Genomic DNA, 23,275 nt, shown 5'->3' on the forward strand with positions numbered 1-23,275 from the left:
TTGTTTATTCAACTGCAACTAAAATATAAATTTATCTATGAATAGGAGAATGATAAAATGGCTTCAATTACACAAGAAAAATTAGACTATATTGTTAAATTACTAACTGAAATCAACTATGGATCTGTACTAATTACTCTTCACGACGGACAAATTACTCAAGTGGACAGCACGGAAAAAAACCGCTTTTTAGCTAAAAGTAAAGTAGCAAGCCACAAATAAGTCTATTTGAATACGTATTTAGAGAAACTGAAGGGCCAGCCTAGATAGCGAACGCTTGACGGCGGGGCAAGCAAGTACTGTACTAAATATAGAAAACGTGCGTATTCGAAGAAAAATTGACTTTCTTTCCGGTCGAAGATTTAGAATTTTTTGAATTTAAATTGTGTTATAGGTTGTATGAGTATGACGATGAAAAGTGTAAAGCTGCTGAAGCAGCAGCTTTACACTTTTTAAAATGATAAAGATCTGGCAGTTTTATCCCTGTGCTGATCGGATTACCGAAGGCTTCTGACCTGTGTTAGGAGTCTTTTTTTATTCTTAAATTAATGTAATAGGAGGAATAAAGATGGAAAATTTATTACGAGCAGCGGTGCGGCAAAGAAAACAATACCTCATTGAAGAGTTATTGAAAAAAGGGATTTACAAAAAAGAAAACCATCATCTTTTTGAACTCACACTTTCTGACTTAGAAAAAGAGTATCAGGCACGCAGTAGGTAAGGCATAGAAAAATTTATATCCAATAAAAAAGCGTAAAGGATATGGCTTTGCGCTTTTTATCTGTAATAAATTAGTACCAGATATTAAAAGTAGGTGTTATAATTAAGTATCAACTGATTTGAGGTGGAGAAATGATACAGTCAAAAGCTAGAATTACGGGAATGGGGACGTATACACCAAAGCAAAAATTAACGAACGACCATTTAAAAGAAATGGTTGATACAAGTGACGAATGGATTGTGCAGCGTACGGGAATGAAAGAGCGACGAATGGCTGGTGAAGGCGAATACACGTCTACGCTTGCCATTCAAGCCGTTGAAAATTTGCTTAACCGATATGCTGTAGAAATAGAAGATGTAGATGCAATTATTGTTTCGACCACAACGCCGGATCACTTTTTTCCTAGCGTAGCATGTCAGGTTCAAGATTACTTTCATATTGAGCAAGCTGCTGCATTTGACTTAAGTGCAGCATGCGCCGGGTTTACATATGGCCTTCATGTGGCGAACGGCCTAGTGACGTCTGGACTGCATAAAAAGATTTTAGTTATTGGTGCTGAAGTCATGTCGAAAATTACAGATTATACGGACCGGGCCACATGCGTGCTGTTTGGTGATGGAGCGGGAGCCATGCTTGTAGAGTACGATGAGCATAATCCAAGTTTCTTAGGATGTCACTACGGAACGGACGGAAGCGGAGGGGTAAATTTATATCGTACTAACTTATCTAATACTCTTTCAGGAAAAGAAATTAACTCGAGCGGAAATTTAGTTCAAAACGGGCGTGAAGTATACCGCTTTGCTGTCCGAACGATTCCAAAAGGAGTAGAAGCATTATTAAAGAATACTTCTATTTCTCTTTCTGATGTAAACTGGTTTATTCCGCACAGTGCAAACCTTCGAATGATTGAAGCTATTTGTGCTAAAACAGGTGTTTCAATGGATAAAACGTTAACGAGTGTGCAATACTGCGGAAATACGTCTTCAGCTTCTATTCCGCTTGCTTTAAACGAAGGAATAATGACAGGAAAAGTACAGGATAATGACCTCCTTATTCTCTATGGGTTTGGAGGAGGATTAACGCACTGCGGCTTGTTAATTAAATGGACGTGTAAAGAAAAACGCTAAAAGGCATGGCCTTTTAGCGTTTTTTGTCTTTTACTGCTAAGAAGAATTCGATAAAATGGAAAAAGAAGTAAAGGGGGTGTGCATATGAATCACGTTTTATACATTGAAGACAATGAAGAAATTGGATTAATGATTCAAAATGAGCTTAAAAAGCAAAACTATGAAGTTACTTGGTTACAATCAGGAGATATCGCCAGTCAGTTTATTAAACAAGCGGATATTGTCATTTTAGATGTAATGCTGCCTGGGTTAGATGGATTTACAGTGGGAAAAAAGCTTAAAAAACTAGCACCTGATGTCCCGATTTTAATGCTTTCAGCTCGTACAGCCCTAGAAGATAAGATCATGGGGCTAGAGTTTGCCGATGACTATGTCACAAAGCCGTTTCATCCAGAAGAGCTGCTTGCAAGGCTTGAAGTATTGTTAAGAAGATTTTCAAGAAAGAAAGAAGAGCTTATTGTAAAACATTTGCATATTTCGATGATAGACTATCGCGTGATGAACAGAGAGACAAGTGAAGAAATTAGTTTAACAGGTAAGCAATTTCATATTTTTACTTATTTCCTTCAGCATTTAAATCAAATTTTAACAAAAGAACAAATTTATGAAGGGGTATGGAAAGAGCGTTATATAGAAGGAGATAAAACATTAATGGTACATATTCGCTATTTACGAGAAAAATTGGAGAAAAATGCAGCTAAGCCTGAAATTATTGAAACAATACGAGGGATTGGGTACAGGGTGAAGCAATGAACGTTACACAGTCTCTTATCACGAAGTATATCTTAATTATGATTGCAGCTGTACTAATTATACCGGTATCATTTTTTGCAGGCTCATGGCTGATCACCGTCCCTTTTATGCATATTCAAGGATTATTAAATGAAGAGTATAAAGGAAAAAGCTACTACGAACAAATATGGAATGAAGAAGCCCAAAAGCTAGAAGGAGCAAATGAGAAAACAATTAATCAAAAGCTAAAATTATTAAAAGCAAAATACCCTGAAGCTTCAATGTTCTGGGTAAACGAAGCTGGACAAACACAGCTTCCGCTTCCTTATCATGAAGCCCTTCCGAAGCAATGGTCATCGTCTTATACGGCTGAATTTATAAAAAAACGATACGGAAACGATCCGTATACGGTTATTACCTTTATTGGAACAGATAAAAAGCAAGGTTTTATGGTCATTGAAGTGCCAGAAAAAGCCGTTGAGCCTCCTATTCAAAGGCTAGACCCAGCCTACTATAATATTTATTTAGGATTTGTTTTTATCATTGTGCTTTCTTTTATTGTACTTTCTCTGTTCTTTTTTCTTCGAATTCGAAAAAGGCTGCGAGTGTTACAAGCTGCTATGAACAACAAAGGCGAGCAAGGAATTCCTTTACCTGTTGTATCTGAGTCCACGGATGAAATTGGTCAGCTAGAACAATCGTTCAATCAAATGGTTAAACAGCTTCATGAAAGCCGGGACCGAGAGAAGCAAGAAGAACAGCTGCGGCAAGACTTAATTATGAGTCTGTCGCATGACTTACGAACACCGCTCACGACTGTTCGAACGCATATTTATCAGCTGAAAAACGAAGAAATGGCCTTGAACGTTCAACAATCTCTTGAGGTAATTGATACAAAAGTAGAATTTGTTAGTGATTTAATAGATAATTTATTTTCCTATACGCTGCTGTTAAATGGAAAATATCCATATCGGGAAGAGGAAGTTGATATGGCTCGATTTCTTAGAAAAAGCATTGCACAATCGTATCCACTATTTGAAGAAGAGAATATGGAAGTGGATATTCAACTGCCTTCTCAGTCCATATATTGGCGCGGAGATGTTCAGTGGTTAGAAAGAATAATAGATAATTTATGTCAAAATGTCATTCGTCATGCCAAAGAAGGTAACTTTATTGGCTTTCGCCTTGTTCAAGAGCATGATTTATCTTCTCTCACCATTTCTGATAAAGGGTCAGGCTTTAAAAAGAATAGCCATACGAAGCAAAACGGTGTAGGTCTAGCGATTGTGGATGCGATGATTAAAGAAATGGGGTTAACGTGGTCAATTCATTCTACAAAACATGGAACGGATATTCAAATTGTGTACAAAGCGAGTGATTAATTCACTCGCTTTTTTAAACAAATTTTAACCTTTCTTTTCCGTCCTCTTAACTTTGGCTGTTTATAGTAAAGGAGAGGTGATAAAAGTGGAAATAGTTAAAACGACTCAGCTGGTAAAAGTATTTAAAGGAGCAGAAGCTGTAAATGAAGTGAATTTATCCATTAAAGAAGGAGAAATCTACGGGTTTTTAGGACCTAACGGAGCAGGGAAGACGACAACGATCAGAATGCTGCTCGGGCTAATGAAGCCAACGAGCGGGGAAATTGAGCTGTTTGGAGAAAGAATAAAAAATCACAGGCAGCATATTCAAGCCTTAAAAAAGATAGGTTCACTTGTAGAGAGCCCTTCCTATTATGCGCATTTAACTGCAAGAGAAAATCTAGAGGTACTTCGTAAAATACTAGGTGTATCTAAAAACAGAGTGGATGAAGTACTAAATATTGTAAAATTAACAAAAGAAGCAAATCGTCCAGTCAAAGGCTTTTCTCTTGGGATGAAACAGCGGCTTGGTATTGCTTCTGCACTCCTCGGAAATCCTCGTTTATTAATCTTAGACGAACCAACCAACGGACTGGATCCTGCAGGAATTCAAGAAATTCGTTCATTAATTAAAGAAATGCCAGGGGAAAACGGAGTTACCGTATTGATTTCAAGTCATTTACTCTATGAAATTGACCATTTAGCGACTCAAGTAGGTATTATTACAAAAGGAAAGATGCTATTTAATGGATCGATTGAATCGCTTCGCAAAAAAGCTAAGCATCAAGTGGCATTTACAACGGGAGAGATAGAAAAGGCTAAAACAATCCTATTAGCAAACGGGTTTGTACCTACTATCGATGAACATAGTCTTCTTTTAGATTATATTGATCATGAGCAAGTGGCACATCTTGTTTATCAGCTTGTGCAAGAAAATGTCTCAATCTACCGAGTTGAAGAAAAATCGAAGTCATTAGAAGATATCTTTTTAAAGCTGACGAGCGAGGAGAATAGATATGTTCGCAAAAATACTGCAGGCTGAGTGTATAAAGTTAAAAAGAAAATGGCTCTGGTTTTTACTATTTTTAGGTCCAGCGGGTGTAATTGGCTTAACGCTAGTTGATTATAGCGTTCGATATGAATATTTAATTCAGCAAAATCCGAATGTGTGGGAAGGTCTTTTACATGAACTAAACATCACGCTTCCAATAGCTTTTTTACTGGGAGGAACGATTCTTGCTTCAAATGTAGCGCATATTGAATATCATAGAAGCTCATGGAAGCAGCTGCTGAGCTTACCTGTGAGCAGACTGAGTGTTTATACAGCAAAATTTGTAGTAGTTATGTTTATGCTACTTATCGCTTCTGCTGTTCTATTAATCGGTATAATTGGGTTAGGATGGTGGTTAGGATTTGGTTTTCCGTCTTCTTGGAAAAATCTTTTCGTGTATACCTTTTATCCGTTTTTTTCTGCCATTCCATTTGTAGCTATTCAAATATGGTTATCTATGCTTTTTAAAAATCAAGGCCGCTCTCTTGCACTAGGTATTGTGATGAGTGTGACGATGAGTGGTATGAGAGAATTGCCGAGCTGGTTTTTCTGGCAATGGCCAATGTTAGCGTTTTCTGACTATCGGAATATGTACATGATAGCAGGTGTAATTATCGGCATTTTCTTATATGCTGCAGGCGCCTTGCACTTTATCAAAAAGGATGTGGCCTAAATGTTTTTGCAATTATGTAAGATAGAATCGTTTAAATTGTTTAAAACAAAAGCCTGGACGTACCTTTTTGTGAGTCCTATTCTAATCGCTATTATCCTTTTTGTAGGTGATCAGGCAATGCCAAGCGGGAGAATGAAATGGGCAATGGCAGATGCCTTGATTGCCAATGTTCACGGATTGCTGTTTTATCCGTTAATTGGCGGGTTAGTAACATCCTTCATCTGTCGGTATGAACACGAAGCGGGAGGGTGGAAGCAATTATTATCTCTTCCTGTGACAAGGACATCGGTATACGGAGCAAAATTGATTACAGCAGCAGCTTTCATGGGAATTCTTCAAGTGCTTGTATTTGTTGTTTTATTAGGAGTTAGCATGTTAAAAGACTATCCGAGCGCTGTGCCATTAAAGATGATAGCTGGAAATATGCTAGGCGGATGGGTTGCGGCGTTGCCCATTCTTGCGTTTATGCTAGCTGTGTCAATGGCATGTTCTAGCTTTGGAGCATCTTTGACAGTCAACGTCATTTTAACACTACCGAATTTATTCGTTGCTAATTCTGAACGATTTGGCCCCTGGTACCCATGGACTCAGCCAATGTATGGAATGTTAGGTGTAAACGGAAAAGCATCATGGGGGTTGATGCTGACTACACAGAATTTCTTAGTGGTTGTTATAAGCAGCTTTCTGCTTTTTGGAGCAGCAGGTTTACTGTATTTTCAGCGCAAACATATATAATAGAAAAAACCCGCTTTTTTACAGCGGGTTTTCAGCTGGCTTTTGGAATAGTAAAGCCTACTCCAAATACGTCGCGCACATCGTGGACAACCACAAAAGCCTGTTCGTCGACTTTATGAATAATGCGTTTTAATTCTAGCAGTTCTTGTTTGTTCACAACTACGTACAATACGTCTTTTGCTTCTTTTGTATAGCTTCCATGAGCGGAAAAAACAGTGACTCCTCGCTGCATCTTTTTATTAACTTGTTCGGCCACTTCAGCGGAACGGTGTGAAATAATAGTAATTGCTTTGCGAGGATTGAGTCCTTCAATGATATAATCAAGCACTTTCGTTCCGATGTAAAGAGAAATAACCGTATACATCGTCTTTTCTCCTCCGATGACAAAATAGGCGCTTGCTACAACCAATAAATCAATTGCCAGCATCGTTTTGCTAATATTCCAGTCTAGATATTGATTAGCTAAGCGGGCAATAACTGCAGAGCCTCCGGAAGTTCCGCCTCCTCTAAACACAAGTCCGAGTCCTACACCAGCTAAAATACCAGCAAAAATAGCCCCCAGCAGCGTATCATCAAGAGGATTTCCCAGTCCTTCAGTTATATGTAGGAATAGAGATGTGAAAACAATACATATAATTGTGTAAGCAATCACACGTTTGTGAAGCAATTTGTATCCGATTAGTACCAGCAAACCGTTTAATATAAAGTTTGTGATACCCGGAGACCAGCCTAATACATAATAGGTAATCATTGTTACACCGGTTACGCCGCCTTCTGCTAATTCATTTGGAATAGCAAAGTAATTAATGGCAAGTGCAAAAATAAGGCTTCCTAGAATAATAAGGATAATTTCTTTTATTTTATTAATCATGAACGTTACCTCCAATCATCAAAAACTCCGAAAACACAGTCATGACAATGTATTATACCAACTCTAGAGACCGAATTAAAGATGAGATATTATTATTTTTAAAAAAATCAGTTTCTGCTATCATCATAAAATCTTTTGACAGTTTTTATCTAATATGAAAAAATGAATTGTTTGCTTTTATTTTGATTAAAAAGTTTTGCAATGAGAATGTTCGTTCGGTAAAATAGAAGCAAGAGTCAAGGGGGAGAATGAACGTGTATCAAGATGAATTAAAACAGTATGCGAAGTTAGTAATGCCCGAGCATTTAGAGAAAATGAAGAAAATGTACAGTCCCGATGCGCATAAGCAGTCCTTAGGGTTGAAAAAAGAAAAGATTGAGCATATTGAAAATGTCATTATGAACAGTTACTCGGAGCATCATCCAGTAACGCTTCACGTCTATGAAGCAGGACATATTCAAAGGTATGAACGAGTGACGATTGATAAAGTCTCGCTGCAGTCGAATACGCTGATGGTTACAGGCCCTTGTTATACATATTCGATTCGAGCGGATGCAGTAATTGAAGCAGATGTATGGAAAGATGAAAGCTACTCTAGCTAAGAGTAGCTTTTTTGTTCGTTTTGTATCTTTTTTTTAACGCATGCATACAATACATAAAAGCATATTCTGCGAGTAGTAACTTCTAGCTACTAGGAAATTTTAATTAAAGAAGGGATCATTAGTATGCAAAATGAAAAAACTCAAGTAAGAGAAATCGAATTAACGCAGTTCATTAAGAAAAGACTCGTTCGTTTTATCTCAAGTTTAGCTATTTCTTCTGCCCTTGCTTCCATATTATATATGCTTCTGTTTTTATTTAAATGATGGGTCACTTTGAGTTGTCCAAAAAGGTGGACAACTTTTTTGGTGTGTAGGCTTTTACGAAATCAGGACAAGCTATGGCTGATTCAGTCAGAAAAATTCAATCGGTCAAGAAATAGTCAAAAACAGTCATAGCTAATTGAGTAGAAGAAAACCTTTACATATAATGAGAAAAGTAGACAAATTCTTGAATTACCAGCATATTTCCTTTTGTAGTAACTATTATTAAACCAAATGCAAATTTAATTGTTCGTTCAAAAAACTTTATTTTGTAATTAAAAAAATGAATGTTTTTGATTTTTTATGATTGATTTTGAATGTAAACCGTGATAAAGTAAGTACATGAAATAAATGAAAACGCTTTTTTGAAAAAGGAGCTAGAACATGTTAACGCCGGAGAGACATCAACTAATCTTAAAACTTTTAAAAGAGAAAGAACTTGTAAAAGTGCAAGAGTTTATCGAAGTTACAGGCGCTTCGGAATCCACCATTAGAAGAGACTTAAGTCAACTAGAAGAAGAGCAAATGCTCAAACGTGTTCACGGTGGCGCTTCGCTTATTCGCAGTAAACGAATCGAACTGAGCGTTATCGAAAAATCTGCTAAAAATGTTCAAGATAAACGAAACATTGCAGAGTATGCGGCTTCCATTATAAATGAAGGTGACTGTATTTTTTTAGATGCAGGAACTACAACGTATGAAATGATTCCTTTTTTAAAGCAAAAAGATGTAGTTGTCGTGACAAATGGTTTAATGCATTTAAACCCGATGCTAGAACAAGGTATCACCCTCTATTTAATTGGGGGATCTGTTAAACATAAAACGGGCGCTTTAATTGGCAATGGAGCTCTTTTAAGTCTTGAGCAATATCGTTTTGATAAGTGCTTTATGGGAGCGAATGGGATTCATCATCAATATGGATATACCACTCCTGACCCAGAAGAAGCATTGATCAAGCAAACGGCAATGAAGCTGTCTAGAGAATCTTATATTTTATCAGATTCCACTAAGTTTTTTGAAACAAGCTTTGCGAAAATAGCCGATTTACATGAAGCAAAAATTATAACAAATGACGTACCTAGCGATGTACTTATACAGTATGCAAACAAAACAGACATAAAGGTTGTGAAATCATGATTTATACATGTACGTTGAACCCATCCGTTGATTACGTAGTACATGTTTCAGCATTCGAAGAAGGCGGGCTTAACCGCACAACGAATGAAGCCAAGTTTCCAGGAGGAAAAGGCATTAACGTCTCTCGCGTTTTAAAGCGATTAGGTGTTGATAATAAAGCCCTCGGTTTTGTAGCCGGCTTTACAGGAACCTATATCGAAGACTACTTAAAAGCGGAGAATATCGAAACAGCTTTTACAAGAGTTGAGGGAGATACCCGTATTAACGTAAAGTTAAAAACAGAAAAAGAAACAGAAATTAACGGTCAAGGACCTGCTATTACAGACGAAGCGCTTCAGTCTTTATTGACTCAAGTAAAGCAAATGACTGAAGGCGATATCTTCGTATTAGCGGGGAGTATACCGAAAACGCTTCCAAGTTCTGTGTATGAAACGTTAACTGAACTAGCAGCAGCGAACGGAGTAAAAGTTGTAGTAGATGCAAGTGGAAAAACTTTGCTAGACGTCGTGTCCCACAACCCGTTTTTTATCAAACCGAATCATCATGAACTTGCAGAATTGTTTGATGTAGAAGTAAACAGTGCAGAAGATGCGCTAGTATACGGTAAGAAGCTCGTGGAACAAGGAGCGCAAAACGTCGTTGTGTCTATGGCAGGTGATGGAGCACTGCTTATTAACGAAAGCGGTGTCTACAGTGCCACAGTCCCTAAAGGAACGGTAAAAAATTCTGTTGGAGCTGGCGATTCACTTGTAGCTGGATTTATTGCTTCTTATGTAAAACAAGGGGATTTATTAGAAGCTTTTCAAACAGGAGTAGCTTCAGGAAGTGCCACAGCATTCTCACTTGAATTATGTACAGCAGAAGATGTAAAGACGCTTCGTGAACAAGTGTCAATCACAAAGGTAGAGTAGGGGGAAACGAGAATGAGAATTACTGAATTATTAAAAAAAGATACAATCATTCTTGATTTAAAAAGCACGTCAAAAGCTGATGTTATTGATGAATTAGTTGGAAAATTAGACGAAGCTGGTCGCTTAAGCGACCGAGCTGGCTATAAAGAAGCAATTTTAAATCGTGAATCTCAAAGTACAACGGGAATTGGAGAAGGCATTGCCATTCCGCATGCAAAAACAAGCTCGGTAAAAACACCGGCCATTGCATTTGGACGCTCAACAGAAGGTATCGATTATGAATCATTAGACGGACAGCCTGCACACTTATTCTTCATGATTGCAGCGAGTGAAGGCGCAAATAACGCTCACTTAGAAACACTATCTCGTTTGTCTACGTTATTAATGGACGAATCATTCCGAAAAACGTTGCTAACAGCATCATCAATTGATGAAGTCATTAAAGCAATTGATGATAAAGAAACTGAAAATGAAGCGCCGGAAGAGGAAGTAGATACAGCTTCAGATCAATTAGTGCTTGCTGTAACGGCTTGTCCAACGGGAATTGCACACACATATATGGCAGCGGACAGCTTAAAAGCAAAAGCGAAAGATATGAACGTGACGCTCAAAGTTGAAACAAATGGTTCCAGCGGGGTTAAAAACGCGTTGACGAAGGAAGAAATTGAAAACGCTACCGCTATTATTGTTGCAGCGGACAAGCAAGTAGAAATGGAACGTTTTGCAGGTAAAAAAGTCATTCAAGTTCCAGTAGCTGAAGGGATTCGCAAGCCTGAAGAATTAATTAACCGCGCGTTAAAAGGAGACGCTCCTATATACAGCGGCGGCGGTGGCAGCAAAGAAGGCGGAGAAAGTAAAGGATCAGAGCGTACAGGGTTTTACAAACACCTAATGAGCGGTGTATCAGCAATGCTTCCGTTTGTTGTAGGGGGCGGGATCTTAATTGCTATTTCATTTATGTTTGGCATTCACTCAGCAGAACCGAAAGATCCAACATACAATGCATTTGCAGCGGCGCTAAAAACAATTGGCGGAGATAATGCATTTTTCTTACTAGTACCAGTACTAGCAGGGTTTATTGCAATGAGTATTGCTGATCGTCCTGGTTTAGCTCCCGGTATGGTTGCAGGTCTTTTAGCAGCTTCTGGCGGAGGCGGTTTCTTAGGTGGTTTAATCGCTGGTTTCTTAGCGGGTTATGTAGTAGTGGGGTTAAAGAAATTATTCAGCGGCCTGCCGCAAGCGCTTGATGGAATTAAGCCAGTTCTTCTTTATCCGCTATTTGGGATTTTTATCTCAGGATTGATTATGCTTTATGTTGTAAATGAGCCAGTTAGTGCAATTAACAAAGGATTAACGCACTGGTTAAGTGGATTTGGTACAGGTAACTTAGTATTATTAGGTATTATCTTAGGCGGTATGATGGCGATTGATATGGGTGGCCCTATTAATAAAGCAGCCTTTACATTTGGTATTGCAATGATTGATGCTGGAAACTATGCACCACACGCAGCGATTATGGCAGGCGGTATGGTTCCACCATTGGGTATGGCTATTGCGACAACTTTGTTCAAAAACAAATTTACTCGCCAAGAGCGCGAAACAGGTAAAACGTGTTATGTAATGGGTCTTTCATTTATCACAGAAGGTGCGATTCCATTCGCAGCAGCTGACCCAGGCCGTGTGATTCCCGCATCGGTTATCGGTGCTGCAGTAGCAGGTGCTTTAACAATGATGTTCCACATCGGTTTACCAGCACCACACGGCGGCGTATTCGTTATCGGAATTGTACAAGGAAATCCTCTTTTATATGCACTAGCAATTTTAATTGGTGCAATTGTAACAGCGGTCCTTGTAGGTGTATTAAAAAAGCCAAAAGCAGAATAACAAATAAAGACTGATTTTACATCATGTAAAATCAGTCTTTTTGTGTTTTTGTGGTAGACATTTGTTCTTTATGGGAGTACAATTACGGTAGTATTCCTTTAATTTTTAGAAAAGTTAGATAGATAAGCTTTTCTACTTGATAAAATATGGTACAATAATCGAATATTAAAAACAAAGTAAGGAAGTGTCTCAAACATGAAGGTTGCGAAGTTTGGCGGGAGTTCAGTTGCAAGCGCAGAGAAATTTAAACAGGTTGCGCATATTGTAACGTCTGATAAAGAGAGAAAGCTGGTGGTTGTATCAGCTCCGGGCAAGCGATACGGAGAAGATACAAAAATGACAGATTTGCTAATCGCACTTTCTGCCAAAATACAGCTTGGAGAAGATTACGTCGATGAGTTTGGGCAAGTAATTGATCGCTATCGTGAAATCGTTGTGGACTTGTCTATGCCAGAAACGATTATTACGGACATTATTACGAATTTACAATCACTTATTGATTTACATAAAAACGATCCGTTTCGCTTATTAGACTGTCTAAAAGCAAGTGGAGAAGATAATAACGCAAAGGTAATGGCCGCTTATTTAAACCATTTAGGATTTGAAGCTCATTATGTAAATCCAAAAGAAGCAGGTATTTTTGTTTCTGATGAACCCGGAAGAGCAAGAGTGCTTCCACTGTCTTATGAAAAACTGCCGCAGCTAAGAGAGCGTTCGGGCATTTTGGTGATTCCAGGATTCTTTGGCTACTCTGAAGAAGGGAACATGGTTACGTTCTCGCGCGGTGGGTCAGATATCACAGGCTCAATTGTAGCAGCGGGAGTCAAAGCTGACTTGTATGAAAACTTTACCGACGTAGATGCTATTTATAGCGTAGATCCACGACTTGTGGAAAAGCCTCATGAAATGAAAGAAGTCACATACAGAGAAATGCGTGAACTCTCTTATGCAGGTTTTTCTGTCTTCCATGATGAAGCGCTAGAGCCGGTTTATAAACTAGGCATTCCTGTATGTGTAAAGAATACAAATAATCCGGAAGCAAAGGGGACATTTATTGTAGCTGAGCGTCCTCACGGCGATACGCCGGTGGTTGGAATCGCTGGCGACAAAGGTTTTTGCAATATTCATGTGAGCAAATACTTATTAAACCGTGAAATTGGTTTTGGCAGAAGATTGCTTGAAATTTTAGAAGATGAAGGCATTTCATACGAACATACCCCTTCAGGAATTGATAATATCTCTGTCATCATGCGCGAGCATCAGCTTACGCCAGATGTGGAAAAGCGTGTATTTGCTCGAATTGAAAAAGAACTTGAAGTAGATGAAATCTTTATTGAACGTGATCTTGCTATGGTTATGGTAGTAGGAGAAGGAATGAATAGCACAGTAGGAATTGCTGCAAAAGCTACAGAAGCTTTTGCTCGTGCTGAAGTGAATCTTGAAATGATCAACCAAGGTTCTTCTGAGGTGAGCATGATGTTTGGTGTGAAAGCAGACGCTTTAGACCGTGCCGTTCAAGCTCTTTACAATACGTATTTTAACAGCATGTACAGTATTTCTTATTCGAACGTAAAATAAACAAGACGAAAAACCCCGCTTTCTTTTTAGAGAGCGGGGTTTTCTAGTGGAGGCGTATAAAAATCAAATTTGTGGACATAAAGGGAAGGAAGAGTGAAGTCAAAGGAGGAAATACAGTGAAGAAACGACCCTTTTTCATATTCTTTTCCCTTATAAGTATTAGCGTACTTTCAGCATGCTACAATGATGATGCAGCGCCGGCAAAAGAAGCTCAAAATAAACAAGGCGTGACGAATGGCGGAACGCCGATGAGCTATGATAATCAAAGCGAAAACACATCTTTTAACTTTTCGAAATTTGATTTAGAAGTAGACTATAAGGGGCTCAACAATGATTATGAAGCCGACTACGAAAATGAAAATGATGAGATAGAAGCCAAAGTGGATGATAATATTAACGATGAGCACTTGAACGGAGACAAAGCTTTTAATAAATTATCTTCAAAATTTAAAAAGTTAAATTTTGATCAGCGCACGCCCAATGAAGATGTAAAAAAGGAAGTAATCGATGCGTTTGGTCTAAAAAAAGATTTTCAGTCGTTTGAATTAGAAGTTCGTTTTTCAAACGGAACGGAAAAAGAATACAACTTTAAACAGAAGTAAGACGTTAAAGCAAAGTATTTTAGTTGAAGGAAAATCCGAACGATGAATCGAGGTTCTTCATTAAGAATCCAACTCGTTCGGATTTTTTTATTGGTAAGGTGAACGTATGTCTCAATCTTATTTTTGATGTCTAAAAAAAGGAAAATAGTGAAAGGATGGTGATAAATAAGAAAAAGGAGGAATCACGGATGCAAAAGTTGATAATGAACGGATGCGTAGTCTTTGTTCTGTTATGGTTAGGAGCATGCAGCATGGTAAAAGAGCAAAATAACGCTCATGAAAACCACCTGAAAACAGAGGAAGCAAAAGAAACAAGCGAAGTATCGGTAGAACCTGTTAAAGTGGATTTAACAAATACATCGGGCAAAAAAGTAGGAGAGGCTACCCTGTCAGAAGCAAAGAACGGCGTGCACATTAAATTAACTGCTCAAGGTCTTTCACCGGGGAGACATGGATTTCATATTCATGAAATAGGAAAATGTGAGGTGCCGGATTTTAAAACAGCGGGTGCCCATTTTAATCCTTTTAAACGTGAACACGGCTTTAAAAATACAAAAGGCCCGCATGCAGGTGATTTGCCCAATCTAGAAGTTGCTCCAAATGGCAAAGTAGATACAGAAATTTTTGCTTCTCTTGTCACTCTGCAAGAAGGAAAGCCGAATTCTCTTTTGGATATGGATGGATCGGCATTAGTGATACATGATAAAGTCGACGATTACACAACGGATCCTTCAGGAAACTCAGGAGATCGGATTGTTTGTGGAGTGATTACAAAATAAGCCAAAAAGCTGTGAGATCATTCACGGCTTTTTTATTTCAGTAACGAGCCGCTTCTAAATTGCGGTGAGCTTCTTTTTTTTGCACAATAGAAGAAAGAGCTAAAAGAAGGTGAAAACATGCATAAGCAAGTTGTCGTAATAGGCGGAGGAATAGGTGGGTTAACAGCGGGAGCGCTTTTAGCTAAACATGACTATGAAGTGACGGTTTTAGAAGCTTCTCGAGAATGGGGAGGTTGTGCAGGGAAATTTCAGCGTCATTTGTATACGTTTCCTGTTGGGGCGACGCTTGGAATGGGATTTGAGCACGGAGGGGTACATGAGCGAATCGGCACGTACCTTGGCCTAGAAATTGAAAAGGTTTCTCTTGAGAAAATCATGAAAGTTCATCTTCCTCATCGTACACTGATTTATTATCAAGACCGGTATCAGCATATTTCCTATCTTCAAAAACAATTTCCTCATAAAGCAAAAAATATTAGGAGCTTTTATGAAAATGTTTTTAGAATTGCAAAAGAAATTCGCAAGCTTATGCAGTCTCTGCCGGTTCTTCCTCCTCTAACAGTCGGTGAGTGGAGCAGGCTGGTAAGTTCGTTGAATGTTGGTTCTGTGAAGCTGTTGCCTTATTTTCATCAATCGTTTAGTTATTTACTAAAAAAACACAGCTTGGTAGACGAAGCGGACTTTCTTCATTTTGTTGATGGTCAATTAATAGACAGCATGCAGACAACGAGTGAGAACTGTTCAATGCTTATTGGATGTTTAGCGTTGGATATTTATCACGAAGGTGCTTTTTATGTAAAAGGCGGCTTATACAAAGTCGCAGAAGCGCTGCAAAAATCGATTAAAGCCAACGGAGGAAAAACCACTCTAGGAAGGAAAGTAGTAAAGATAGAGCGTGATAATGACGGGTGGATCGTACATGATCATAGAGGTAACCATTACCGTGCATCAGACGTTGTATGCAACGCGCCGGTTCAAAGCTTAAAGTCTTTGCTGCATGATGAAGATTACCAGCATATTCATAAGCGGGCAAAAGAAAAAAGCGAGCTTCCGCAGTGGGGAACGTTTTCGATGTATTTTGCGATTGATGAAAGAGATCTGCCGCAAAAGGTAGAGTTGTTTCAGCAAGTACTTCAATCCGAACAAGGGGAAATGACGGAAGGAAATCATTTATTTCTCTCAGTCTCTCATCCTGATGATCGTTTTCGAGCGCCTGAAGGCAAGCGTACAATTACAGCGTCTACTCACATTGATCTTAGCAAGTGGAGTACCAAAGAAGCCTATGATCTTCAAAAACAAGTTCTTGAAGAAAAAATGGTAGCAGGCATTAAAACCATTATTCCTAGCATTGAAAAAGCAGAGCATCAAATTTCGGGAGCTCCTAAAGCATGGGAAAGGTTCACTTCTCGCCCAAGCGGCGGAGTGGGAGGCTTTCCGCAAACGTTAGATCATGCCTTGTTCAACAGCATTTCGCATCGATCTGGCTTACAAGGAATGTGGTTATGCGGAGATACAGTATTTCCAGGAGCAGGAACTATAGGCGTATCGGTAAGCGGCTATCATGTTTTTCAAAGTATAACGTCTCATCGCCACGCGTTACCTTAACATTTCTTACATACAAACTACGATTGTTCATACTATTAAAAAACACCGGCCCTATTACCATAGGGCCGGTGTTTTCAGGAGAGAAACAGCTTCCACCACTTCCTTTTTCGCTTCATATCAGCAGCGGCGGTTTGTCTAAAGGTTTGGACAAAATCACTAAACATCTCTTCGCGTTCAGCTACGCTTTGACGATGAAGCTTACGTTCTTTCTCCATTTCTTTTAAATAATAGACTCGTTCCTCATTCATTGAATCAATTAAATCACGAAGCTCTTCTGTTGTATTAGTTGAAGAATTGTTTAATTTTTCAACCATAAATTTTACTTGATTCATCGCAACGGTGGAATTGCTTGAGAATCGGTCTAATAAATACTGCATTTCTTTAGAGGATTCATCCGCATTCTCCATCACATCTTTCATGAACAGGCGCATATCCTCAGTTTTCTCTTCAGCGATTGTTGAATAATCTTCAATCAAAGAAGTGACTTCATCAAACGATTTTTCGTTAGAACGGATAATTTTTTTAGACATATTTTCTACATCTCTTGCGCTGCGTTCTGAAGACTCAGAGATGTATGCCCCGACCGACTCCACCATTTCTACAGTTTGAGTAGCACTTTTTTCAAGCTCTCTTTTTACTTCTCCTACAATTTCTTCGCGAACTTCATTTCGCATACCTTCTCGCATTTCTTTTAACAAATCAGCTTTAAACGTATCAAGTACCTCAAACACATCTTCATAGCGGCGAACAGCTTCTACTAATTCCCCTTGAAGCAGTTCTTTTTCATTCACAACAAGGTCGTTTGGTTTTGGCTCTTCAATAGAAGCAGAAATAGCCTGCTTTTCTTCTTCAGTAGCTAATCGTGCTTCAGGTATAGGAGGGGTCTTCTCTTGCTTGTTTTCTGAAATGCTTTCCTGCTTTTCGGCAGCCTTTTTCTTTTCTTGTTTCATTTGTTTATTGGAATGTTCTTGAAAATCAATGACATTTTCTTTTTTAGCTGTTGTTTTCAACTGTGGCGGTTCTTCTTCTTTTGAAACCGCTGCCTCTGATTCCATCACTAAATGTTCCTGCTCTTCTTGTTCCTTTATCAGCAGCTGAACATATTCTTTGACTTCATCTAACGTACATTGTTCATCAAACAGCTGTTTAATATCATTAAATAATTCAATTTGTTCCTCTGTATAGACACGGGCCCCATCTACTCGTTCAATTGTTAAATAGCTGCCCAATAATTTTTCCCATTGTTTTAGCGTTTTCTTTTCTACCTCTAATTGATCACTTACTTTTTTAATTGTATATGTCTCCATCATTTTTCATTTCCTCCCTTATCTATTTTCATCCAACTATGTAATGGATTATTTGTTGTATGTTGTATTCACCATATCTTCACTTGTTTTCCTGCTAGGTGACAAAGGTTGTCAAAACTAGACGACATTAGCCTTCTATGTAAAGAAAACGCATATTTTGTAAAAAAATGTACAGAAATGCGCAAATGGCAAAAATGGAAAACATAAAAGAAAAGGAGAGTATAGAAAACAGTTGACGGGAAAAAATGAATCCTATAAGATAAGTTTAAACGTTTAAGTTCTTGAACATATAAACATAAGGAGTGAACACTATGTCACAGCATTATGCACTTATCACCGGTGCGTCCGGAGGAATAGGTAAAGAGTTAGCTTATCAATTCGCAAAGGATGGGCATCCTGTAATTTTAGTTGCCAGAAGCGCTGATAAACTAACAGCGATTAGAGAGAATTTAAAATCTACTTATAATATTGACGTGATAACGGTTGTTAAGGATTTATCAAGAGAAGAAGAGATACAGTCACTATATGAAGAACTTAAAAATAAAAAAATGCACGTTGACTATTTAGTGAATAATGCTGGTTTTGGACTATACGGCAAATTTATTGAAACAGCTTTAGACGACGAGTTAAATATGATTGACTTAAATATCCGATCATTAACTCATTTAACAAAATTATTTTTACCGGATATGGTCAGACGAAATCACGGTAAAATTTTAAACATTGCGTCCGTTGCTGCATTTATGCCGGGTCCGCTTATGACGGTGTATTATGCAACAAAAGCGTACGTATTGTCTTTCACAGAGGCCCTTGAAAATGAATTAAAAGGTACCAATGTAACGGTAAGCGCTCTATGCCCGGGTCCAACTAAAACGGGTTTTAGCGACCGCGCCCAGCTAAGCAGCTCCAAGCTTTTTCAAAGCGGTGCAATGGATGTAGAAACAGTAACGAAAGTTGGCTATAAAAAATTTATGAAAGGGCAGACGGTTATCGTACCAGGAGTGCAGTTTCGTCTCGCCACGTTCATCCCGCGCTTCGTGCCAAGAAAGTGGCTTACATCCGTTGTCCGAAGAACACAAGAAATTAAATAAAGGGGAATCTATATGAGTGAAAAAGCAGTCGAGTTATTTCGTGCCAGCATTCCTATTTTTCAGGCGCTAAGTGATTCAGCAAGACAAGATATTATTTTGCTGCTCGCGGAAAAAGAGCCTTTAACCGTAAATGAAATTGCAAACGAGTCTACGCTATCACGACCGGCAATTTCTCATCATTTGAAAATTTTACGCGATCAAAAGCTTGTGCAAATTGAGCAAAAAGGAACGCAGAGATATTATTCATTAGCTTTAAATGAGGCAGTTGAGCTATTAAAAAACTTGCTTGCTACAGTTGAAAGCGAATGTTTATAGGGAGATGAAAGAGATGAACCACGAGCAATTTTATATCACAGATGAAACGGTCATTGAGCATATTGTCTCTACACAAAAACAATACTTCTATGCGCAAAAGACAAAGAGTATCAGCAGCCGCATTCAAGCGCTGAAAAAGCTAAGAGACGCAGTCAAACAAAACGAGCAGAGAATTATGGATACTTTAAAACAAGATTTAAATAAATCTGAAGTAGAGGCGTACACGTCGGAAATTGGGATTTTACTAGAGGAAATTCGGTTTACGCTTAAGCATTTAGCAAAATGGATGAAGCCTAAAAAAGTAAAAACCGCTTTAACACATGTGGGCTCTAAAGGGAAAATTGTTCCTGAACCGTATGGAGTCGCGTTAATTATTGCTCCGTGGAACTATCCGTTTCAATTAGCACTGTCTCCTTTAGTAGGAGCGATTGCCGCTGGAAACACGGCGATTATAAAACCTTCTGAACTAACGCCTAGCGTATCTCGCGTTATACAAGAATTACTTGCTGAAGCTTTTGACCCAGCATTTGTGACGGTGGTTGAAGGGGCTGTAGACACGACAAGCCTGCTTTTAAAACAGCCCCTTGATTATATTTTCTTTACGGGAAGTGTAAATGTAGGGAAAATTATTATGCAAGAAGCAGGGAAGCAGCTTATCCCCGTCACGCTTGAGCTAGGCGGAAAAAGTCCGTGCATTGTACATGAAGACGCAAATCTAGATCTTGCAGCGAAGCGAATTATGTTTGGGAAAGGGATGAATGCAGGCCAAACGTGCGTTGCTCCCGATTATTTGCTCGTGCATAAAAAGGTAAAAGCGCAGCTTGTAGAAAAACTTCGCGAAGCAATTTCTCAATTTTACGGTAACAATCCGCTTGAAAGCGACCGCTACGGCCGTATTGTCAGTGAGCGCCATTTTACTCGGCTAGTTGAGTTTTTAAAAGACGGAAATGCTATAGTTGGAGGCGGGTACAATAAGGACACGCTAACAATAGAACCTACGTTGTTAAGTGAAGTAAGCTGGACATCAGATGTTATGCAAGAAGAAATCTTTGGACCTATTCTTCCTATGATTGAATATGAAACACTAGACGAAGTCATTCATAAAGTTCAAGAAAAAGCTAAGCCGTTAGCTCTTTACTTATTTACAGAAAGTGAAGATGTGCAAAACGTCATAACGGAGCGCCTTTCATTTGGAGGAGGCTGTATAAACGATACGCTTATGCATATCGCTACGCCATATTTGCCGTTTGGCGGAGTGGGAGAAAGCGGCACGGGTCAATATCATGGAAAAGACAGCTTTCAGACATTCACTCATTTTAAAAGCATGCTGTCTCAAACAACCAAGTTTGATTTGTCATTCCGCTATCCTTCGGAAAAACAAAGCTTGAAAATGATCAAAAAATTATTGAAATAAAAGAGCCTCCTGACAGGAGGCTTTTTCGTTATTTTGAAAGTGAAAGCTGAGAAAGCGGCCATTTTTCTTGGGTATATGCCATTTCCCAAAATAAATACTCCAGTTCACAGCTTTTGATGAAGTGATCTTTCATACGGTTACGTTCTTCTTCAGTCGCTTGTTCGGCGAGTTCATCAAGCTTGTTACAAAACCATTGTGTTGTGCCATTCATTTCTTCATTATTATAAAACTGAATCCATTCATAAAAAGGATGAGAAGGAGATGGATTTACTTGTTCTGTAATGCGCTGGCCAATTTCAACGTACGTCCATGGACATGGAAGAAGCACTGCAATGATTTCCGCTAAGCTGCCTGTGTGCGCAACACTTGTCATATGGTTAATGTAGTGGCTGGCCGTCGGTGAAAGCGTCTCAGTGTGAAGGTCTTCATAACGTACGCCTGCTACTTCACAAAAATTATTGTGAGGATGTACTTCACTATGTAATACCGTAGAAATGCCGGCATTAAAGGCTTCCATTTCGGTACGCGTGCGGCATTTTGTTAAAGCAGCGCCGTAAATGCGAACAAATGCTGTTAAGTATTCGTAATCTTGAGAAACGTAGTGAATCAGCGCTTCTTTTGGCACGTTTCCTTCAGCAATTCCTTTAATAAAAGGATGGTTAAAAATGGCTTCGTAAATATAGTTTGCTTCTTGTCTTAATTGAGATGAAAATGACATCAAAATCCTCCTTTAATATGAGGAAGTCACAAACAAGCACATAAAGGAAATAAAAAACACTCCGTTTATAAACGGAGTGGCAAAGGACAGTAAAAAACTGAACATTGCCACTTTCCTACGCTGGTATGAGCCAGATCAGGTTCAAAGGGATCAAGAAAACTTGTCTCAGCCGGTGGGCACCCCTAGTGGACTTCCTATTAATCTATGTTTAACTTACCATATATTCTGAAAAATAGAAAGCGTTATGGGAAAATGTGCGCTAACCGTTTTTATTTCTTAAATTTCTTAAAGAGGGAGCTTCTTAAAGCTATTTTTAATCATTTTTGTTTAAAAATGCATATTTTTAGGGAAGAAGAGGTATTAATGAAGGGAAGAGCCGTTTTCGTCTCCGAAACATTCCCATATAAATAGAAGAAAGGAGAGAACAAAATGGCGAAATTTCGTTTGTATGCTATATTAAATGCAGTAGGCTTGGCTATTACACTGCTTGTGAATTATTTAGCAAATGCCATTCCAATAGGAGGAAAAACAACGGCAGAGGCTTCTGCGCAAGTTCCTACGTTGTTTACACCAGCGGGTTATGCCTTTGCTATCTGGGGCGTTATTTATTTGTTATTAACCATTTGGGTTATACGCCAATTTTTTGCAAGAGAAGATCAAAAGGAAATATATGCACGTATCGGCATTTGGTTTTTTCTAAACTGTTTGTTAAATAGTGCGTGGATCTTTATTTTCCAAAACGATTACTATAAGTTATCCCTTTTAGTTATGCTCTTTATTTTAGGTACATTAATGATTGTGTATTCCATTATTCAGCATTCTCGGATGACGACATGGTTTATGCGTCTGCCAATTTCGCTTTATCTTGGATGGATTTCTGTTGCGACTATCGTCAATGTGTTTGTCGTATTTCAAGCAAATGGAATACAGCGCTTGCTTGGCCTAAACGAGTTAGCATGGACGATCATTATGCTGCTGGTAGGAGCTGCGCTGGGCATTGTGTTTACATTAAAAAACCGAGACGCTGTTTATCCGCTTGTTTTTATCTGGGCTTATGTTGCCATTGCAGTGAAGCAAAGTGGAAATCAGCCAATTGTCATTACTGTTATCATTTCGATTGTTTTATTAGCAATTGCCATTATTGTGGGACTGATTAAACGCTATAGACGTTTTTAAAAAGAAGCTCTAGCTTTTGTAAGCTAGAGCTTTTTATGATGCTCTTTTGATTGTAAAAAAGCAGCTGTAAAAGCAATTAAGCTAATTAAAATACCAAAAGGAACAACAATTGGTACGAATGATAAAATAAATGTCATAAGTGTAACCTCCATGTTGCATCGGCGCATAATGAAAAATTCAACTTTTTTAAATTGAAGTTCCGCTATTATAGTATGCTAGGCTTTATGTTTGGAGCCTATATGTTTAGAAATAAACGAAAAAGGCAACATACGTTACATACAGGTTATATAGGAGGAGTTAAAATGGAAACATATTTAGTCGCCTACACAGATAAAGATGATATGGAATATAAACAAGTGACGTGCGAGAGCTATGAAGATGCAGAGCGTACGGTCCTTCGTTTAGAGAGAGAAGGGCATATGCATATTGAAGAAATTTCAAATCAAGAAGCCTACCGTGGAGATGAATCATCGTACAGAGAATAAATTTTGAATAGAAACACCGACCTTAAAATGAAGAAGCAGCTGCTTCTTCATTTTTTCTATTCTATATAGATATCGTTTTATAGAAAAAAGTAAAACGGGAATGATTTTCTTCTGCATTTATGGTACAGTACTAATCAGG

25 protein-coding genes and 1 riboswitch are annotated in these 23,275 nt (G+C 38.5%); of the genes, 22 read left to right on the forward strand and 3 right to left on the reverse strand.

All coding sequences use genetic code 11. From position 1 onward, the window contains the following. Positions 1-57: 57 nt before the first annotated feature. The 8 genes from LJC66_RS10670 to LJC66_RS10705 all read left to right on the forward strand — a co-directional run bounded on the left by LJC66_RS10670 (position 58) and on the right by LJC66_RS10705 (position 6,400). Positions 58-222 (forward strand): YezD family protein, encoded by a 165-nt coding sequence (locus LJC66_RS10670; RefSeq protein ID WP_013056824.1) that lies wholly within the window; start codon positions 58-60, stop codon positions 220-222. 346 nt (positions 223-568) lie between these two features. Beyond that, the gene (locus LJC66_RS10675) at positions 569-721 is read left to right on the forward strand and encodes a Fur-regulated basic protein FbpA (RefSeq protein ID WP_195694232.1); all 153 of its coding nucleotides are present in this window, start codon (positions 569-571) and stop codon (positions 719-721) included. A gap of 131 nt (positions 722-852) precedes the next feature. Next, complete coding sequence (locus LJC66_RS10680) at positions 853-1,848, forward strand: ketoacyl-ACP synthase III (protein WP_195694230.1); 996 nt, start codon at positions 853-855, stop codon at positions 1,846-1,848. An 84-nt stretch (positions 1,849-1,932) separates the two neighbouring features. Beyond that, the gene (locus LJC66_RS10685) at positions 1,933-2,601 is read left to right on the forward strand and encodes a response regulator transcription factor (protein ID WP_025752135.1); all 669 of its coding nucleotides are present in this window, start codon (positions 1,933-1,935) and stop codon (positions 2,599-2,601) included. Then, entirely contained in the window at positions 2,598-3,962 is a 1,365-nt protein-coding gene (locus LJC66_RS10690; protein ID WP_230932517.1) for a HAMP domain-containing sensor histidine kinase, read from the forward strand. The genes LJC66_RS10685 and LJC66_RS10690 overlap by 4 nt, the downstream gene beginning before the upstream one ends. Before the next feature lie 85 nt (positions 3,963-4,047). Beyond that, positions 4,048-4,983: an ABC transporter ATP-binding protein gene (locus LJC66_RS10695; RefSeq protein ID WP_230932518.1), complete on the forward strand. Its 936-nt coding sequence runs from the start codon at positions 4,048-4,050 to the stop codon at positions 4,981-4,983. Then, positions 4,958-5,665: an ABC transporter permease gene (locus LJC66_RS10700; protein WP_050691739.1), complete on the forward strand. Its 708-nt coding sequence runs from the start codon at positions 4,958-4,960 to the stop codon at positions 5,663-5,665. The genes LJC66_RS10695 and LJC66_RS10700 overlap by 26 nt, the downstream gene beginning before the upstream one ends. Beyond that, a complete protein-coding gene (locus LJC66_RS10705) occupies positions 5,666-6,400 on the forward strand; it encodes an ABC transporter permease (protein ID WP_230932519.1) in 735 nt (244 codons plus the stop codon). Between the two features lie 31 nt (positions 6,401-6,431). On the opposite strand, the gene LJC66_RS10710 is transcribed toward LJC66_RS10705, so the two are convergent. Further along, positions 6,432-7,271: a YitT family protein gene (locus LJC66_RS10710; protein ID WP_195694217.1), complete on the reverse strand. Its 840-nt coding sequence runs from the start codon at positions 7,269-7,271 to the stop codon at positions 6,432-6,434. Between the two features lie 248 nt (positions 7,272-7,519). Between LJC66_RS10710 and LJC66_RS10715 the strand changes: the two genes are divergently transcribed. The 9 genes from LJC66_RS10715 to LJC66_RS10755 all read left to right on the forward strand — a co-directional run bounded on the left by LJC66_RS10715 (position 7,520) and on the right by LJC66_RS10755 (position 16,630). Then, positions 7,520-7,873, forward strand: a complete 354-nt coding sequence (locus LJC66_RS10715) for a YolD-like family protein (RefSeq protein WP_025752142.1) — start codon at positions 7,520-7,522, stop codon at positions 7,871-7,873. Between the two features lie 123 nt (positions 7,874-7,996). Then, entirely contained in the window at positions 7,997-8,137 is a 141-nt protein-coding gene (locus LJC66_RS10720; RefSeq protein WP_013056833.1) for a hypothetical protein, read from the forward strand. A 381-nt stretch (positions 8,138-8,518) separates the two neighbouring features. After that, a complete protein-coding gene (locus LJC66_RS10725; protein WP_013056834.1) occupies positions 8,519-9,271 on the forward strand; it encodes a DeoR/GlpR family DNA-binding transcription regulator in 753 nt (250 codons plus the stop codon). Continuing rightward, positions 9,268-10,182: a 1-phosphofructokinase gene (pfkB, locus tag LJC66_RS10730; protein WP_230932520.1), complete on the forward strand. Its 915-nt coding sequence runs from the start codon at positions 9,268-9,270 to the stop codon at positions 10,180-10,182. The genes LJC66_RS10725 and pfkB overlap by 4 nt, the downstream gene beginning before the upstream one ends. A 12-nt stretch (positions 10,183-10,194) precedes the next feature. Then, the gene (locus LJC66_RS10735; protein ID WP_230932521.1) at positions 10,195-12,066 is read left to right on the forward strand and encodes a PTS fructose transporter subunit IIABC; all 1,872 of its coding nucleotides are present in this window, start codon (positions 10,195-10,197) and stop codon (positions 12,064-12,066) included. A gap of 195 nt (positions 12,067-12,261) precedes the next feature. Then, positions 12,262-13,644 carry an aspartate kinase gene (locus tag LJC66_RS10740; protein WP_013082960.1) on the forward strand — a complete coding sequence of 461 codons (1,383 nt, stop codon included), beginning with the start codon at positions 12,262-12,264 and terminating at the stop codon, positions 13,642-13,644. Positions 13,645-13,760: 116 nt separating this feature from the next. After that, positions 13,761-14,246: a YusW family protein gene (locus tag LJC66_RS10745; RefSeq protein ID WP_230932522.1), complete on the forward strand. Its 486-nt coding sequence runs from the start codon at positions 13,761-13,763 to the stop codon at positions 14,244-14,246. 188 nt (positions 14,247-14,434) lie between these two features. Continuing rightward, positions 14,435-15,025, forward strand: coding sequence for a superoxide dismutase family protein (locus LJC66_RS10750; protein ID WP_195694211.1), 591 nt, complete (start codon positions 14,435-14,437; stop codon positions 15,023-15,025). A 117-nt stretch (positions 15,026-15,142) separates the two neighbouring features. Then, positions 15,143-16,630: a phytoene desaturase family protein gene (locus LJC66_RS10755; protein WP_230932523.1), complete on the forward strand. Its 1,488-nt coding sequence runs from the start codon at positions 15,143-15,145 to the stop codon at positions 16,628-16,630. Positions 16,631-16,704: 74 nt separating this feature from the next. Here the strand turns inward: LJC66_RS10755 and LJC66_RS10760 are convergent, their stop codons facing one another. Continuing rightward, entirely contained in the window at positions 16,705-17,940 is a 1,236-nt protein-coding gene (locus LJC66_RS10760) for a helix-turn-helix domain-containing protein (RefSeq protein WP_230932524.1), read from the reverse strand. A gap of 308 nt (positions 17,941-18,248) precedes the next feature. Between LJC66_RS10760 and LJC66_RS10765 the strand changes: the two genes are divergently transcribed. The 3 genes from LJC66_RS10765 to LJC66_RS10775 are packed head-to-tail and all read left to right on the forward strand — an operon-like array spanning position 18,249 to position 20,757. After that, positions 18,249-19,028, forward strand: a complete 780-nt coding sequence (locus LJC66_RS10765) for an SDR family NAD(P)-dependent oxidoreductase (protein ID WP_230932525.1) — start codon at positions 18,249-18,251, stop codon at positions 19,026-19,028. Positions 19,029-19,040: 12 nt separating this feature from the next. Further along, a complete protein-coding gene (locus tag LJC66_RS10770) occupies positions 19,041-19,343 on the forward strand; it encodes an ArsR/SmtB family transcription factor (RefSeq protein WP_057243764.1) in 303 nt (100 codons plus the stop codon). 13 nt (positions 19,344-19,356) lie between these two features. Next, on the forward strand, positions 19,357-20,757 hold the full coding sequence (locus LJC66_RS10775; RefSeq protein ID WP_195694203.1) for an aldehyde dehydrogenase: 1,401 nt from the start codon (positions 19,357-19,359) through the stop codon (positions 20,755-20,757). Between the two features lie 28 nt (positions 20,758-20,785). Here LJC66_RS10775 and tenA read toward each other — a convergent pair whose 3' ends face one another. Beyond that, entirely contained in the window at positions 20,786-21,475 is a 690-nt protein-coding gene (gene tenA / locus LJC66_RS10780; protein ID WP_013056845.1) for a thiaminase II, read from the reverse strand. 95 nt (positions 21,476-21,570) lie between these two features. Further along, positions 21,571-21,669: riboswitch (TPP riboswitch) on the reverse strand. A gap of 235 nt (positions 21,670-21,904) precedes the next feature. Between tenA and LJC66_RS10785 the strand changes: the two genes are divergently transcribed. After that, entirely contained in the window at positions 21,905-22,651 is a 747-nt protein-coding gene (locus tag LJC66_RS10785; protein WP_195694201.1) for a TspO/MBR family protein, read from the forward strand. Between the two features lie 302 nt (positions 22,652-22,953). Further along, positions 22,954-23,136, forward strand: coding sequence for a hypothetical protein (locus LJC66_RS10790; protein ID WP_013056847.1), 183 nt, complete (start codon positions 22,954-22,956; stop codon positions 23,134-23,136). Positions 23,137-23,275 lie beyond the last annotated feature (139 nt).

The organism is Priestia sp. TSO9 (assembly GCF_021029645.1).
GTDB lineage: Bacteria > Bacillota > Bacilli > Bacillales > Bacillaceae_H > Priestia > Priestia megaterium_E.

Bases quoted from the DNA above. Each gene is read 5' to 3' on its own strand.
- LJC66_RS10670 (WP_013056824.1), top strand. From the start codon at position 58: ATGGCTTCAATTACACAAGAAAAATTAGACTATATTGTTAAATTACTA.
- LJC66_RS10675 (WP_195694232.1), top strand. From the start codon at position 569: ATGGAAAATTTATTACGAGCAGCGGTGCGGCAAAGAAAACAATACCTC.
- LJC66_RS10680 (WP_195694230.1), top strand. From the start codon at position 853: ATGATACAGTCAAAAGCTAGAATTACGGGAATGGGGACGTATACACCA.
- LJC66_RS10685 (WP_025752135.1), top strand. From the start codon at position 1,933: ATGAATCACGTTTTATACATTGAAGACAATGAAGAAATTGGATTAATG.
- LJC66_RS10690 (WP_230932517.1), top strand. From the start codon at position 2,598: ATGAACGTTACACAGTCTCTTATCACGAAGTATATCTTAATTATGATT.
- LJC66_RS10700 (WP_050691739.1), top strand. From the start codon at position 4,958: ATGTTCGCAAAAATACTGCAGGCTGAGTGTATAAAGTTAAAAAGAAAA.
- LJC66_RS10705 (WP_230932519.1), top strand. From the start codon at position 5,666: ATGTTTTTGCAATTATGTAAGATAGAATCGTTTAAATTGTTTAAAACA.
- LJC66_RS10710 (WP_195694217.1), bottom strand. From the start codon at position 7,271: ATGATTAATAAAATAAAAGAAATTATCCTTATTATTCTAGGAAGCCTT.
- LJC66_RS10715 (WP_025752142.1), top strand. From the start codon at position 7,520: ATGAACGTGTATCAAGATGAATTAAAACAGTATGCGAAGTTAGTAATG.
- LJC66_RS10720 (WP_013056833.1), top strand. From the start codon at position 7,997: ATGCAAAATGAAAAAACTCAAGTAAGAGAAATCGAATTAACGCAGTTC.
- LJC66_RS10725 (WP_013056834.1), top strand. From the start codon at position 8,519: ATGTTAACGCCGGAGAGACATCAACTAATCTTAAAACTTTTAAAAGAG.
- pfkB (WP_230932520.1), top strand. From the start codon at position 9,268: ATGATTTATACATGTACGTTGAACCCATCCGTTGATTACGTAGTACAT.
- LJC66_RS10735 (WP_230932521.1), top strand. From the start codon at position 10,195: ATGAGAATTACTGAATTATTAAAAAAAGATACAATCATTCTTGATTTA.
- LJC66_RS10740 (WP_013082960.1), top strand. From the start codon at position 12,262: ATGAAGGTTGCGAAGTTTGGCGGGAGTTCAGTTGCAAGCGCAGAGAAA.
- LJC66_RS10750 (WP_195694211.1), top strand. From the start codon at position 14,435: ATGCAAAAGTTGATAATGAACGGATGCGTAGTCTTTGTTCTGTTATGG.
- LJC66_RS10755 (WP_230932523.1), top strand. From the start codon at position 15,143: ATGCATAAGCAAGTTGTCGTAATAGGCGGAGGAATAGGTGGGTTAACA.
- LJC66_RS10760 (WP_230932524.1), bottom strand. From the start codon at position 17,940: ATGATGGAGACATATACAATTAAAAAAGTAAGTGATCAATTAGAGGTA.
- LJC66_RS10765 (WP_230932525.1), top strand. From the start codon at position 18,249: ATGTCACAGCATTATGCACTTATCACCGGTGCGTCCGGAGGAATAGGT.
- LJC66_RS10770 (WP_057243764.1), top strand. From the start codon at position 19,041: ATGAGTGAAAAAGCAGTCGAGTTATTTCGTGCCAGCATTCCTATTTTT.
- LJC66_RS10775 (WP_195694203.1), top strand. From the start codon at position 19,357: ATGAACCACGAGCAATTTTATATCACAGATGAAACGGTCATTGAGCAT.
- tenA (WP_013056845.1), bottom strand. From the start codon at position 21,475: ATGTCATTTTCATCTCAATTAAGACAAGAAGCAAACTATATTTACGAA.
- LJC66_RS10785 (WP_195694201.1), top strand. From the start codon at position 21,905: ATGGCGAAATTTCGTTTGTATGCTATATTAAATGCAGTAGGCTTGGCT.
- LJC66_RS10790 (WP_013056847.1), top strand. From the start codon at position 22,954: ATGGAAACATATTTAGTCGCCTACACAGATAAAGATGATATGGAATAT.